The sequence below is a fragment of the Paenibacillus sp. FSL M7-0420 genome, assembly GCF_038002345.1.
Lineage (GTDB): Bacteria > Bacillota > Bacilli > Paenibacillales > Paenibacillaceae > Paenibacillus_AQ.
Genome location: NZ_JBBOCJ010000001.1, coordinates 6,165,713 through 6,180,849 on the forward strand (window position 1 = coordinate 6,165,713; position 15,137 = coordinate 6,180,849).

The window sequence follows — 15,137 nt, forward strand, 5'->3', positions numbered from 1 at the left end:
ATCCGAAACGAATCTGCGTGTTAGAAATTTGGATAAGCCCTCGACCGATTAGTATTGGTCAGCTCCATGCATTGCTGCACTTCCACCTCCAACCTATCTACCTCGTCGTCTTCAAGGGGTCTTACTAATTGGGAAATCTCATCTTGAGGGGGGCTTCACGCTTAGATGCTTTCAGCGCTTATCCCGTCCGTACGTAGCTACTCAGCCATGCTCCTGGCGGAACAACTGATGCACCAGCGGTACGTCCATCCCGGTCCTCTCGTACTAAGGACAGCTCCTCTCAAATTTCCTGCGCCCACGACAGATAGGGACCGAACTGTCTCACGACGTTCTGAACCCAGCTCGCGTACCGCTTTAATGGGCGAACAGCCCAACCCTTGGGACCTACTTCAGCCCCAGGATGCGATGAGCCGACATCGAGGTGCCAAACCTCCCCGTCGATGTGGACTCTTGGGGGAGATAAGCCTGTTATCCCCAGGGTAGCTTTTATCCGTTGAGCGATGGCCCTTCCATGCGGTACCACCGGATCACTAAGTCCGACTTTCGTCCCTGCTCGACTTGTAGGTCTCGCAGTCAAGCTCCCTTATGCCTTTGCACTCTGCGAATGATTTCCAACCATTCTGAGGGAACCTTTGAACGCCTCCGTTACTCTTTAGGAGGCGACCGCCCCAGTCAAACTGCCCGCCTGACACGGTCCCCATACCCGCTAAGGGTACTAGGTTAGAACCTAGATACGATCAGGGTGGTATCCCAACGGCGCCTCCGCAGAAGCTTGCGCTCCTGCCTCACCGGCTCCCACCTATCCTGTACAGATCGTACCCAAATTCAATATCAAGCTGCAGTAAAGCTCCATGGGGTCTTTCCGTCTTGTCGCGGGTAACCTGCATCTTCACAGGTATTAAAATTTCACCGGATCTCTCGTTGAGACAGCGCCCAAGTCGTTACGCCATTCGTGCGGGTCAGAATTTACCTGACAAGGAATTTCGCTACCTTAGGACCGTTATAGTTACGGCCGCCGTTTACTGGGGCTTCGGTTCACAGCTTCGGATTGCTCCTAACCGCTCCCCTTAACCTTCCAGCACCGGGCAGGCGTCAGCCCGTATACTTCGCCTTACGGCTTCGCACAGACCTGTGTTTTTGCTAAACAGTCGCTTGGGCCTTTTCACTGCGGCCCCCTCGGGCTATTCACCCTACCGAGGCACCCCTTCTCCCGAAGTTACGGGGTCATTTTGCCGAGTTCCTTAACGAGAGTTCTTCCGCGCGCCTTAGAATTCTCTTCTCGCCTACCTGTGTCGGTTTGCGGTACGGGCACCTTCTCCTGACTAGAGGCTTTTCTTGGCAGTGTGAGATCATGACCTTCGCTACTGTAATTTTCGCTCCCCATCACAGCCCAGCCTTAATGATGTGCGGATTTGCCTGCACACCAGCCTCACTGCTTAGACGGACATCCATCAGTCCGCGTCACTACCCTCCTGCGTCACCCCATCGCTCATAGCGGATTACGGTGGTACAGTAATTTCAAACTGTTGTCCTTCGACTACGCCTGTCGGCCTCGCCTTAGGTCCCGACTTACCCTGAGCGGACGAGCCTTCCTCAGGAAACCTTGGGCTTTCGGCGGATCAGATTCTCACTGATCTTTTCGTTACTCATACCGGCATTCTCACTTGTATACTCTCCAGCGCTCCTTACGGTACACCTTCAACGTATATACAACGCTCCCCTACCCCAGATGCAACGCATCTAGCCATAGCTTCGGTGGTGTGTTTAGCCCCGTTACATTTTCGGCGCAGAGTCACTCGACCAGTGAGCTATTACGCACTCTTTCAATGGTGGCTGCTTCTAAGCCAACATCCTGGTTGTCTGTGCAACTCCACATCCTTTCCCACTTAACACACACTTGGGGACCTTAGCTGATGGTCTGGGCTGTTTCCCTTTTGACAATGGATCTTAGCACTCACTGTCTGACTCCCGGCAAGAAGTAAATGGCATTCGGAGTTTGACTGAGCTTGGTAACCCTTGCGGGCCCCGCACCCAATCAGTGCTCTACCTCCACCACTCCATTCACCGAGGCTAGCCCTAAAGCTATTTCGGGGAGAACCAGCTATCTCCGAGTTCGATTGGAATTTCTCCGCTACCCCCACCTCATCCCCGCATTTTTCAACATGCGTGGGTTCGGGCCTCCAGTGCGTGTTACCGCACCTTCACCCTGGACAGGGGTAGATCACACGGTTTCGGGTCTACGTCCACATACTTAAATCGCCCTATTCAGACTCGCTTTCGCTGCGGCTCCGGCTTCTCACCTTAACCTTGCATGTTAAACGTAACTCGCCGGTTCATTCTACAAAAGGCACGCCATCACCCATAGAAAGGGCTCTGACTTTTTGTAAGCACACGGTTTCAGGTTCTATTTCACTCCCCTTCCGGGGTGCTTTTCACCTTTCCCTCACGGTACTGTTTCACTATCGGTCGCCAGGTAGTATTTAGCCTTAGCAGATGGTCCTGCTGGATTCATACGGGGTTTCACGTGCCCCGCACTACTCGGGATCCGTCTCGGAGAGAACACAGTTTAGGCTACAGGGCTTTTACCTCTATCGCGGGCCTTTCCAGACCTCTTCGCCTACTCTATTCCTTTGTAACTCCATGTGAGACGTCCCACAACCCCAAGAGGCAAGCCCCTTGGTTTAGGCTGTTCCGCGTTCGCTCGCCGCTACTGACGGAATCACTATTGTTTTCTCTTCCTCAGGGTACTTAGATGTTTCAGTTCCCCTGGTCTGCCTCTGCGTATCCTATGTATTCAGATACGAGTAACTGCGAATTACCACAGCTGGGTTTCCCCATTCGGACACCCCCGGATCAAAGCTTGCTTACAGCTCCCCGAGGCAGTTTCGTTGTTCGCCACGTCCTTCGTCGGCTCCTGGCGCCTAGGCATCCTCCGTGTGCTCTTAGTAGCTTAACCAATGTGTTTTCCCTAAGGAAAATCACGGTAGCAACTAATAACTATTTCCACTTGCTTACACAAGTTTCAGCTAAAAGATGTTCTAAAACGCAAATTCGTTTCGGTATCCAGTTTTCAAGGATCAAGTTGCTGTAAGTTCGGGTCGAACACAACTGTGTCGATCGAAGTTACAGACGGTTGAGAGCTTAAACTCTCAAAACTGACCAACGAGTGAGTATTCGAACCCAAGGGTTCTTTGGTGGAAGCAAGCTTCCGATTTGAATGTTTCCGTTGCAGGAAACGATTCTCCATAGAAAGGAGGTGATCCAGCCGCACCTTCCGATACGGCTACCTTGTTACGACTTCACCCCAATCATCTACCCCACCTTCGGCGGCTGGCTCCCTTGCGGGTTACCCCACCGACTTCGGGTGTTGTAAACTCTCGTGGTGTGACGGGCGGTGTGTACAAGACCCGGGAACGTATTCACCGCGGCATGCTGATCCGCGATTACTAGCAATTCCGACTTCATGCAGGCGAGTTGCAGCCTGCAATCCGAACTGAGACCGGCTTTGCTGGGATTGGCTCCACCTCGCGGCTTCGCTTCCCGTTGTACCGGCCATTGTAGTACGTGTGTAGCCCAGGTCATAAGGGGCATGATGATTTGACGTCATCCCCACCTTCCTCCGGTTTGTCACCGGCAGTCACTCTAGAGTGCCCAGCTCAACCTGCTGGCAACTAAAGTCAAGGGTTGCGCTCGTTGCGGGACTTAACCCAACATCTCACGACACGAGCTGACGACAACCATGCACCACCTGTCTCAACTTTCCCCGAAGGGCACCTGATGCATCTCTGCTTCGTTAGTTGGATGTCAAGACCTGGTAAGGTTCTTCGCGTTGCTTCGAATTAAACCACATACTCCACTGCTTGTGCGGGTCCCCGTCAATTCCTTTGAGTTTCAGTCTTGCGACCGTACTCCCCAGGCGGAGTGCTTACTGTGTTAACTTCGGCACCAAGGGTATCGAAACCCCTAACACCTAGCACTCATCGTTTACGGCGTGGACTACCAGGGTATCTAATCCTGTTTGCTCCCCACGCTTTCGCGCCTCAGCGTCAGTTACAGCCCAGAAAGTCGCCTTCGCCACTGGTGTTCCTCCACATATCTACGCATTTCACCGCTACACGTGGAATTCCACTTTCCTCTTCTGTACTCAAGTCACCCAGTTTCCAGTGCGACCTCAGGTTGAGCCCAAGGTTTAAACACCAGACTTAAATAACCGCCTGCGCGCGCTTTACGCCCAATAATTCCGGACAACGCTTGCCCCCTACGTATTACCGCGGCTGCTGGCACGTAGTTAGCCGGGGCTTTCTTCTCAGGTACCGTCACTCCGGTAGCAGTTACTCTACCGGACGTTCTTCCCTGGCAACAGAGCTTTACGATCCGAAAACCTTCATCACTCACGCGGCGTTGCTCCGTCAGGCTTGCGCCCATTGCGGAAGATTCCCTACTGCTGCCTCCCGTAGGAGTCTGGGCCGTGTCTCAGTCCCAGTGTGGCCGTTCACCCTCTCAGGTCGGCTACGCATCGTCGCCTTGGTGGGCCGTTACCCCACCAACTAGCTAATGCGCCGCAGGCCCATCCCCAAGCAGCAGATTGCTCCGCCTTTCATTCTCTCCTCAGGAGAAGAAAGAAATTATCCGGTATTAGCTACCGTTTCCGGTAGTTATCCCAGGCTTGAGGGCAGGTTGCCTACGTGTTACTCACCCGTCCGCCGCTAAGTTTGAAAGGAAGCAAGCTTCCTCTCACACTCCGCTCGACTTGCATGTATTAGGCACGCCGCCAGCGTTCGTCCTGAGCCAGGATCAAACTCTCCAAATTGGTATTTAGAAAGAGCGATTGCTCATTTTGAAACATCTGACGAGAATTTACATTCTCACGATGAATTTCTAAAGCGTACAAGACGCTGTGAAACTCATCACTGTTTGGATCTCACCGAAGTGATCTCCAGATACTCACTCGTTGTTCAGTTTTCAAAGATCAAACTCATCTTTCGTCGCCGTTTTTTGTCTCAGCAGCGACCTTTATAATATATCACAGCGCCCTCGTTTTAGTCAACCTTTTTTTTAATTTCTTTTTTCGGCTGATTTACGACTGCATTGCTGCGCATCGTTATGTCAGAGGGACGAGTTATAATTTATCATAAGAACTGCACCCTAGTCAACCCTAAATATTCAGCTTCCCTGCAAACCCGGGCAAATAAAATAACCCCACAAAGTGAGGCTTTAGCGTAGGTGATGACTCAGGTACTTTGCGGGGGCCCCCAAACATATAAATTCTATAAAAAAAGAGAGTAGATTCACCCTCTCCATTCTCCCGCTAATGCTATCTATATAGAGCTGTTACCGCCAGTAGGCGATATGTTATCTTAAAGGGTATAACGTATGGCATGACCATCCCCGGCATCAACTGCCCACGAGGCGATCTCCCGGATTAATGAACGGGATACCAGCTTGCGAAGCACAAGCGGCAACTCTGCCTGGAGCGGGCTGAGCCCCGAATGCTGCAGAAGCTCCTTAATGCTCCACGCCTCCTTACGGCTGCCCAGGATATGAAGCAGCATGATACAGCAATCCTCCATTTTTGACATAAGGGCAAATTCACAGGCAAGCAGGATCAGTTCGATTCTCTGGTCCAGTGTCTCTGTGCTGATAGTCAATTCTTCATATAGCTTATGGACCGGGGAGTTCAAGCTTTTCACCTGTCCCCATACTGCCGGTTCCGGGAAATACCCCGATTCACTCACTTCAATGCGCGCCCAATGATACAAGGCAATGAGTACGCAATTATAGGCATCCATGGTACAGCCTGCTTCAATATAACGCTTGGACTTAATATACATATGTAAAAAACGGGAGAATTCCATGAACAGCACCCGTTCTTTAAGCGGGCCCTCAAACTGGGTGAGCTGCTTACGCATCTCCGCCAAGATCCCCTTCGGGTCCCAGAGTACCTCTCCGGATATCAGGCTGCTAAGAAGCTCGTTGTTATCTCCGGCCATGACAGCACGTTCCAATGCAGATAGACCTACATGCACCGATTGTGTCCGCTTATCACCGGCAATGCTATGGGTTATGATGCGTTCCGTCTCCTGTTCCTCATGCAGCAGAAGGACCACCATATCAAAATCGTGCAGCAGCGCACTTTGAAACGTGGCATCTCCTCTTTGCCGCCAAGCAACGGCTCCAAGAACATTCTCCTCAAATGTCTCCCCGCTTAATAGGGTCAAATTGGACAGTTCCATACTTCCCTCCATCAAATTTGGCGATTTTGCGTCCGTCAGTTATAATCTCTATACATAAGCTTATTCTACATATTCATGCCAGTTCCTCCTGAACAACCGAACTATATTTCAGTTAGGAGATCGTACTCATGAAATTTAAATCGGCCAAAATCAATGCTTTTCGCACCTGGGGACTGCTTCTGACCATGCTTGGCATGGGTCTCATGATCATGGGAACCGCAGGTATTGTATTCTGGGGATCTGCCGGCAAAGTCGTTGCTGCTGTCGGTCTTGTCATTGGACTCGTCTCCATGATGGCCAGTCTGGCTATTTATTTCTGGGCGGGCATGCTCTCAACCAGTGCGGTTCAGGTGGAATGTCCGGAGTGTCATAAGCTGACCAAAATGCTGGGCAAAACCGACCGCTGCATGTTCTGCCACACCATCCTCACCATGGACCCTGCACAAGCTACCATTACTGCCGAGGAGCTTGAAGCCCAGCAACTGAAACACTAATCCTATCCAAGCCGTGCTTACTGACATTATGCATTTATTAAGAGACAAGGTAATGTAAGAATAGTATTGTCTGCCAAAAAAGGTGTTGTCCACTGTAGGACAACACCTTTTTATATTGAGATCATCTTATTTTATAATTCCCTTCAATGCTTCCCATGCCTCCGGACTGGCGAAGCTGCGGTTCCAGGCTGCCACACCGCCCAGCTTCAAGGACTGGGCCAGCTCTACCCTGGCTGTGAGCGAGGTGGTGTCCTCGATCCAGATTTTGCGGAGAACATCATCTTCCTTATACTCCACGTAGTTCTGTCCGGCTTCCTTATCGAATACGGGTGTCAGCTTCTTCTCGGCGATAATCTCCTTGACCGCATTCATGCTGACAGCCTTAGAGCTTACCTTGGTCTTCCCCTTCTCGGTAGCTTCCGTCCAGATCCGCGTATAGAGCGGCACTCCCAGAATCAGCTTCTCAGCCGGCACCTCATCCTCCTCGATAATCCGGTTCATAGAGGTCTTAACCCACGGTAGAGATGCTACTGATCCTGCAACCGGACTGGCTGCCCAGTGCTCGTCGTAGGCCATTACAACCAGGAAGTCGGATACGGCGGCAAGCGCCCGGCGGTCGAGGAACAGGGACCACATCTCGCTCTTGGACTTCGGCGTAACATCAATAGAGACAATCAGATTCCGGCTCTGGGCCATCGGCTTCAGTTCCCGCATGAACTGCGTTACGTTCGGTCCATCCTTGGTGTACACATTCTCGAAGTCGATATTAATCCCGTCTAAGTTATACAGGTCTGCATACTTTAGCATCTGAACAATGGCATTCATCCGATTGTCATATGTGGATAAGGCTTCAGTAGTCAAATCGGGTTCAAAGCTGTTGCTGAGCAGCCCCCATACCTCCATCCCTTGATTATGCGCCCAATCCACATAAGAGCGGTCTGCCTGGCTGCGCACATTCCCCTTCACATCAATAATGCTGAACCAGGTGGGGCTAACCACATTAATTCCAGGCAAGGCTGCGAATTTGGCGGGATTCGGCTTGCGTTCGTACACAGCTTCCCAGAACATATTAACCGGCTTATCCTTCCAGCTGCGCTGCGCACGTGTAGGTGTTTCGGGCTTTTTCTCTACAGTTCGGGTACCGTCTTCGGTAATATCATCCGCCTGGGCGTAACCCGAATAACCATTATCAAGCTGAGCGAATACCCAGTCCTTCGTGTCCGTGTTCCAGATTCGTACGACATCCCCGGGGTTCATATCAGCAAAAATCGGTGCATGCACCGAGGGTTCACTGCGCAGGGCTTTCGTTTTCCCGCCTTCTTTGCCCTTCACCTTGCCAAGCGGCACCGATTCACCTGCAGTCATTAGCAGCACTGCACCGGTATTCGTATCCTCTTCGATCTCGAAGCCGTACAGATTCTCCAGTGTATCTGCCGGAAGATAGGTCACTTTATCTTTAACCTCGGGAGCAAGGCGAAGCTGCAGAGGTTCATTGTTCAGCGCTGCGGCTGTTGATTCCTCCTGCATGTACAGTAGACTGCTGTCCGTTGAGAGAATAACTGATTTGCTTTCTTTTTCATAACGGATAGAAGAATCTACATATTCCTGCAAAAAAGGCAGCGGTAAAAGCAGCCCGTCCCCCGTACCCGATGCTGAATAGCCGGTAAGCTGTCCCTTCACAAAAATCGGCTTGTCCAGCCCCTTCCAGTCCGGGTCCACATGCTGGCGGTTCGGCAGTACATAATAAACAACCCAAAAGGCTGCGGCGGCTATGATGACAAGTCCCAATAAGCGGCGAGTAAGACTTCCACGCTTCGTGACGCGTCTTTGTCTCTGTCTTCTGTCCAAAATAGGTCCTCCAAACCATTCGTTGATTTTTAAAAGCAGGCATCACTTCTGTTAAGTATACGCCATGCAGCCGAGCTTGGTTGCGCGAATCTCTTGGAAGGTTTGTATTTTTGTAACAGCATCTTTCTCTCTCCTTACAAAAAAGCGTGCAGAATCCGCATTCGGACTCTACACGCTTATAGGTGTTATTCCATTCAGTGCTGCTTCTCGCTGCAGCCTTTGCACACACCGTACAGCTCCATACGCAATCCATGAATCTTGAAGCCCGTGGCCCGTTCGGCCTGCTGCTCTACCTCATGAAGAGTAGAATAGCTGAAATCCTCAATCTTGCCGCATTCCTGGCAGATAACATGATAATGATCAGATACATTGGCGTCGAAACGGCTGGAATTATCACCGTAGGTCAGCTCACGGACCATACCTGCTTCCATGAACATCTTAAGATTGTTATACACAGTTGCCACACTCATACTCGGAAACTGAGGCTCAAGTGCCCGGTAGATATCGTCTGCCGTAGGATGATTCATCGCTTCCATCAGATACGTTAGAATCGCATGACGCTGAGGCGTAATACGGACACCGGTTGTCTTGAGTTGCTCCAATGCATGCTGTACGCCACTACCCATCCATGCCACCGCCTTTGATTATACAACTTAATAATAATTCTAATGTAATTGTATGACTCTGCTTTCAACGTTGTCAATGACGTCATTACATTATATTCATTATTATATAATAAAAATTCCTTATTTCAATATTTGCTCACATTTAAATTGCTGTTTCCGTCTACACGCAGCTTGAATTCACCGGTTCCGATCTGGCCGGAAAGCACCTTTTTGTCAATCACGAGCCCTGGCAGGTCTGTTACGATATCTCCATATCCGCTGGAGCCCTCCACCGTATAATTACCTGTTAGCGGCAGGAACAGTTCAATATCCCCCACGGCACTGTATACATCCCAGTCTCCCCCGAAATCCCCGGAGCGGATGCTGATCCGGCCGTTCAGGGATTCGGCATGCAGCTTGGATCTTGCTCCGGATACCTCTACATTGCCATTCTTCGTGGACAGATCCAGCGTATCCCCGCTGTCATATGCCGTGATGTTGCCGACCGCCGTTGACAGCTTCAGGGCCCCTCTAACATCCCAAGCCCCCATATCGCCTCCGCTTGTCCCCAGCTCCACATTGCCCAGGACATCTCTGGCGCGCACCGCGCCGTTTAAGGTTTTACCTTTTACATTGCCGTAAATGCGGTGCAGAATCAGCTCCCCGTTCCCGGTCTCCAGCGAGATGTCGGCAATGGCTTCCACATTCTGCAGGGTAATTCCGCCATTCATCGTACGGACGTTCAGGTCGAACCGCCGGTCTTCCGGCAGGGAGATATCCAGGTTGATCCGCGGCTGGCGTTTGCCGGATTCACCGTACGCCTTACTCTGGGGTGTGATCTTGATCGTTGCTCCCTCTGTCACCTCGACAAAAGACTGGTCGGCTATAGATTCAGCCAGTACCCCGTCCAGCTGGTCCACCCATACGGTTGCGGTAATCTCGATATCCTCCACAGCAGCCCGGTGAACGAGAATGTCTCCATTAATAGCGTCAATATTGACCTTGGAGGTGTTCAGTTCGACCGGAACCATCAGCGTATCCTTCTGATAAGAGCTTCCTTCCGCTTCCCCGTAATCGACTGCCGCCACGGTCAGGTTAAGACTCACCTTGTTCCACAGATGCAGATAGTGCTCCTGCTCGGTTACGATAAACACACAGGCTGCCAGTATTACCGCAGAGAACAATCCCCGCAGATCCATCCGCGCTCTTCCGGCAGTACCGCTCTGCTTCAGACGGCGGAAAAGAATATAGATCAGCAGATACTCTACTCCCCATAATACCGGAATGATAGGCCACCATTTGAGCAGCAGCATCATATAATCTGTTCCATCACGCCAGTCCAGGAGAAGCAGGATTCCGACAGCAGCCAGCGTTACTGAGGCCGTATATCTGCCGATCCGCCGTTTCTTCCGCTCCTTGTCCTGACGCGCCATGGAGTCCCTGGCCATCTCTCTGATCCCCATAAGAAGGCCGAGGCCTATCAGCACCACGGAGGCGGCAGCACCGGCAGAGGTCTCAATGAATCCCCGAAGCCAGGGCGGCTTTTGCTGGAAAAGAAAGAGCATCGCCCCGCCGATAAGCAGCAGGAGGCCAAAAGATATCCCCGGCTCGCTGATCCTTACCCGGCGTCTTGAGGTTGTTGTACTGGACTGGATGGTCTCCAGCTCTTCAAGATCATGCTCATCAGGGAACCGCAGAATCCGGTCTGCGTTCTGAAGCGCGTCAAACACATTATAGAAGTATAACACCGGAATCAGCAGCCCCAGTAAAATCAGCAGCGGTACATTAATTTGCATCCCGATCGATGAGAAATACAGCAGTGCCACAATATCCAGCACAATAAGGAAAATGACAGAAACCCCTTTGCGGAGCAGCCCGAGATAGAGATGTCCCGTGCCGGGAAGCACTGCAGCAAGCAGGCCGGCTATAAATTTACGTTTACGCGGACGGCGTTTGGGACGGGGAGGGATGTAGGGATGGTTCAATTCTACGTCAGCTTCAGACAGCGGCAAGCCTGCCTCATTCTCTTCTTCCCGCACGGGAAGCTCCTCATGATTCTGATGGCCGGAACTCATTCTCGGTACTCCTCCTTTCTAAAATGGGATGTACTTGTCATTTCAGCCTGCCTGTCCGGTGGAATTCCAGCAGCTCTACTCCCGGAACCACCTCTTCGGACCCGGCAGGAATGAACCCGTGCTTGGTATAGAGCGTCACTGCCGGAAGGTTCAGCTTCCCCGTAGATACGATAAACTGCTCCATCTCCGCATAACGGTCAAAGATAAATTCCAACAGTCTTCCGGCCACGCCTTGGCGGAAATGGTCCGGGCTGACCATCATCCGGGTAACGGTTAGCTTGCCGGGAGACTCCTCTATGACTGCAACAGCGCCGAGCAGCTCCTCCGTCTCATCGAAGCAGCCGTAGAACTCCTCTGTAACCCGGCTGAGCATGTCCCTCGTCTCCAGCAGCGGCGGTATGTCACGAAACCCGATGATCTCCGCCTCCAGGCGGTATGCCTTATGCTGAAGGCTCCACAGCTCATCCAGTGTGAACTCATCCTGCAGATTCAGCTTCACGATTGTATCCATCCGTATATTCCCCTTATATACCGCACAGAGCCTGCCGTTGCCGACAAGCCCTGTGCCCAAGATTCTATGATCTATTACCCAAAAACAGTCTATCTGTTCAGCACTTCTGTGAGCAGAGTGTTCGCAAGCCCCGGGTTAGCCTTCCCTTTGCTTGCCTTCATGACCTGTCCTACAAGGAAGCCGATCGCTTGTTTCTTGCCTGCCTTGTAGTCTTCGACCGATTGCGGGTTGGCCGCGATCACTTCCTCCACAATCCGCTTGATCGCCCCTTCATCGCTGATCTGAACAAGGCCTTGCTCTTCTACAATTACCGCCGGCAGCTTCCCGCTCTCCAGCATTTCTTTGAATACGGTTTTGGCGATTTTGCTGCTGATGGTTCCGCCTGCGATCAGGCCGATCATCTCGCCCAGTCCCTGCGGCGTAATCTTCACCTGGGATAACTCCAGATTATTGCTGTTCAAATACCCCAGCAGATCGCCCATCATCCAGTTGGCGACAGCCTTGGCATCCTGCGTGAAGGCAAGACTGCCCTCGAAAAAGTCTGCAAGCGGCTTGGAGGAGGTAAGTACTCCGGCATCATAGGCAGTCAGACCAAACTCCGCACTGTACCGGGCCTGCCGGGCATCCGGCAGCTCAGGGATCGTGGAGCGGATCGCTTCCTTCCAGTCCTCGCCAATATGCAGCACAATCAGATCCGGGTCCGGGAAATAACGGTAATCATGGGCTTCCTCCTTGCCGCGCATGGACAAGGTCTTGCCTCCGGCTTCATCCCAGCGGCGGGTCTCCTGTACAACAGTTCCCCCGTCATCCAGAATCTCCCCCTGACGGAACTGCTCATACTCCAGCCCGCGCAGAACCCCGCGGAAGGAGTTCATATTCTTCAGCTCCGCACGGATACCGAATTCCTCCTGCCCTGCCGGCCGCAGGCTGATGTTGGCATCACAACGCATGGAGCCTTCCTCCATCTTCACATCGGACACATCGCAGTACTGCATAATGGCGCGGATCTTCTCCAGGTAAGCACGCGCTTCCTCCGGTGAACGCAGATCAGGCTCAGAGACAATCTCAATCAGCGGCGTCCCCACACGGTTGAAGTCAACGAGCGAAGCGAAGCCTCCATCCACATGAGTCAGCTTACCGGCGTCCTCTTCCAGATGAAGACGGGTGATCCCGATCCGCTTGGTCTCGCCGTTCACTTCAATATCAATCCAGCCGCCGAGGCCGATAGGCTGATCATATTGCGAGATCTGGTAGGCCTTCGGGGAATCGGGGTAAAAATAGTTTTTGCGGTCGAATTTGCTGACATCGCCGATCGTACAGTTCAGAGCCATTGCCGCTTTCATGGCATACTCCACCGCTTGGCGGTTCAGTACCGGCAGTACACCGGGGTGACCAAGACAGACCGGACAGGTGTGCGTATTAGGCGGCGCGCCGAATTCAGTAGAGCAGCCGCAGAAGATTTTGGACTTGGTATGAAGCTCCACATGAACTTCCAGCCCGATGACCGTTTCATATTTAGACATAGATAATCTCATCCCTTAAAAGTTTATGGTCAACTACTTCAAGCTACAGTTGCGGGCGGGCCTTGTGATGCTCTGTATGCTGTTCAAAGGCATGCGCAACGCGCAGTACCGTACTCTCATCAAACTCCTTGCCGATAATCTGCAAGCCGACAGGCAGGCCCTCGGCGAAGCCGCAAGGAATGCTGATGGCAGGAATACCGGCCAGACTGACAGGAATGGTCAGAATATCATTCAGATACATTGTCAGCGGATCTTCGGTCTGCGAGCCCAGCTTAAAGGCTGTGGTTGGCGCAGTCGGACCAATCACGACATCATATTTCTGGAATACTTCATCGAAATCCTGCTTAATCAAGGTGCGTACCTTCTGCGCCTTCAAATAATAAGCATCATAATATCCGGAGCTGAGCGCGTAGGTGCCGAGCATAATCCGGCGTTTGACTTCAGGACCGAAGCCTTGACTGCGGGAGTTATGGTACAGATCCAGCAATCCGCCTCCATCATCCACACGCGTCCCGTAACGGACACCGTCAAAGCGGGCCAGGTTGGAGGAAGCCTCCGAGGAGGAGAGCAGATAATAAGCGGCTACGGCATATTCGGTATGCGGAAGGGAGACCTCTTCCCATACTGCGCCAAGGCCTTCCAGTACTTTGAGCGCTGCGAGCACCGATTCACGGACCTGGGCATCCACACCTTCGCCGATGTACTCCTTCGGCACAGCAATGCGCAGACCGGAAATATCACCGGTGAGCGAGCTCAGGTAATCCGGGATGCTGACCTTCGCCGAAGTGGAGTCCTGGGCATCATAACCGGCAATTGCCTGCAGGACGTATGCGGAATCCTCCACAGTACGGGTAATCGGACCGATCTGATCCAGGGAGGAAGCAAAAGCGACAAGTCCGTAACGGGAGACCAGGCCATACGTAGGCTTGAGGCCGACCACTCCGCAATAGGAGGCTGGCTGGCGGATGGAGCCGCCTGTGTCTGAGCCGAGAGTGAAGAAGACTTCCCCGGCTGCAACCGCTGCTGCCGAGCCGCCGCTCGAACCGCCGGGAACACGTTCCAAATCCCATGGATTGCGCACAGCGCCAAAGCTGGAATTCTCATTGGAGCCGCCCATGGCGAACTCGTCCATGTTCAGCTTGCCGATCGTTACCGCATCGGCCTGGCGCAGCTTGGAGACTACTGTGGCATCATAGATTGGCTGGAAATTGGCCAGAAACTGGCTGGCACAGGTGGTGCGCAGACCTTGGGTCACGATATTATCCTTAATACCGGCAGGCAATCCGAACAGCAGCCCTCTTGCAGCACCGGTTGCCAGCTTGTCATCAAGCTCGCGCGCCTTAGCACGGGCCCCCTCTTCATTCAGTGTCAAAAAGGCATGAACCTTGCTGTCACGCTCCGCAATGACGGACAGCGATTCCTCGGTCAGCTCACTGACCGAGACCGCTTTGGTGTTCAGCATGTTATGTACTTCAGGTAATCGGTATTGAAACAGGCTCAACTTGCTTCCTCCTCTCAGGTATGGGGTTATTCCAGAACAGCGGGAACCTTGAAATGTCCTTCTTCGTCTTCAGGTGCGTTAAGCAGGGCTGCCTCCTGGGTCAGGCTCTCCTTCACCACATCGTCACGCATCACATTGCTGACCTGCAGCACATGGGTGGTCGGCGGAACGTTCTCGGTATCCAGCTCATTCAACTTCTCGGCATATTGTAAAATAGCATTCATTTGTTCGGTGAAGGTAGCCTCTTCTTCCGGGCTTAATTGCAGGCGGGCCAGCTTGGCCACATGCTGCACATCTTTGACGGTGATGCTCATAATGAATATCCCTCCTGTTTAAAGGGCTAAAGC

At 52.4% G+C, this 15,137-nt stretch carries 9 protein-coding genes and 2 rRNA genes; 1 reads left to right on the forward strand and 10 read right to left on the reverse strand.

Features of this window, described 5'->3' with window-relative positions:
* Positions 1–28 precede the first annotated feature (28 nt).
* From MKX51_RS26410 to MKX51_RS26420, 3 genes are all read right to left on the reverse strand, one after another.
* Positions 29–2,956: ribosomal RNA gene (locus MKX51_RS26410) — 23S ribosomal RNA — on the reverse strand.
* Positions 2,957–3,249: 293 nt separating this feature from the next.
* Positions 3,250–4,810, reverse strand: a 16S ribosomal RNA gene (locus MKX51_RS26415).
* Together the 16S and 23S rRNA genes form the textbook arrangement of a ribosomal RNA operon.
* A 547-nt stretch (positions 4,811–5,357) precedes the next feature.
* The gene (locus tag MKX51_RS26420) at positions 5,358–6,233 is read right to left on the reverse strand and encodes a nucleotidyltransferase-like protein (protein ID WP_340994452.1); all 876 of its coding nucleotides are present in this window, start codon (positions 6,231–6,233) and stop codon (positions 5,358–5,360) included.
* A 128-nt stretch (positions 6,234–6,361) separates the two neighbouring features.
* Here MKX51_RS26420 and MKX51_RS26425 point away from each other — a divergent pair, with 128 nt between their 5' ends.
* Positions 6,362–6,727, forward strand: coding sequence for a DUF2614 family zinc ribbon-containing protein (locus tag MKX51_RS26425; protein ID WP_340938068.1), 366 nt, complete (start codon positions 6,362–6,364; stop codon positions 6,725–6,727).
* 126 nt (positions 6,728–6,853) lie between these two features.
* On the opposite strand, the gene MKX51_RS26430 is transcribed toward MKX51_RS26425, so the two are convergent.
* From MKX51_RS26430 to gatC, 7 genes are all read right to left on the reverse strand, one after another.
* The gene (locus tag MKX51_RS26430; protein WP_340994453.1) at positions 6,854–8,575 is read right to left on the reverse strand and encodes a glycosyl hydrolase family 18 protein; all 1,722 of its coding nucleotides are present in this window, start codon (positions 8,573–8,575) and stop codon (positions 6,854–6,856) included.
* Positions 8,576–8,769: 194 nt separating this feature from the next.
* A complete protein-coding gene (gene perR / locus MKX51_RS26435; protein WP_340938063.1) occupies positions 8,770–9,201 on the reverse strand; it encodes a peroxide-responsive transcriptional repressor PerR in 432 nt (143 codons plus the stop codon).
* 125 nt (positions 9,202–9,326) lie between these two features.
* Positions 9,327–11,255 carry a DUF4097 family beta strand repeat-containing protein gene (locus MKX51_RS26440; protein WP_340994454.1) on the reverse strand — a complete coding sequence of 643 codons (1,929 nt, stop codon included), beginning with the start codon at positions 11,253–11,255 and terminating at the stop codon, positions 9,327–9,329.
* A gap of 37 nt (positions 11,256–11,292) precedes the next feature.
* On the reverse strand, positions 11,293–11,766 hold the full coding sequence (locus tag MKX51_RS26445) for a GNAT family N-acetyltransferase (RefSeq protein ID WP_340994455.1): 474 nt from the start codon (positions 11,764–11,766) through the stop codon (positions 11,293–11,295).
* A gap of 89 nt (positions 11,767–11,855) precedes the next feature.
* On the reverse strand, positions 11,856–13,301 hold the full coding sequence (gatB, locus tag MKX51_RS26450; RefSeq protein WP_340994456.1) for an Asp-tRNA(Asn)/Glu-tRNA(Gln) amidotransferase subunit GatB: 1,446 nt from the start codon (positions 13,299–13,301) through the stop codon (positions 11,856–11,858).
* Positions 13,302–13,332: 31 nt separating this feature from the next.
* Positions 13,333–14,790, reverse strand: a complete 1,458-nt coding sequence (gene gatA, locus MKX51_RS26455) for an Asp-tRNA(Asn)/Glu-tRNA(Gln) amidotransferase subunit GatA (protein ID WP_340994457.1) — start codon at positions 14,788–14,790, stop codon at positions 13,333–13,335.
* A 26-nt stretch (positions 14,791–14,816) separates the two neighbouring features.
* Positions 14,817–15,104 carry an Asp-tRNA(Asn)/Glu-tRNA(Gln) amidotransferase subunit GatC gene (gatC, locus tag MKX51_RS26460; protein ID WP_340751676.1) on the reverse strand — a complete coding sequence of 96 codons (288 nt, stop codon included), beginning with the start codon at positions 15,102–15,104 and terminating at the stop codon, positions 14,817–14,819.
* Between the last annotated feature and the right edge of the window lie 33 nt (positions 15,105–15,137).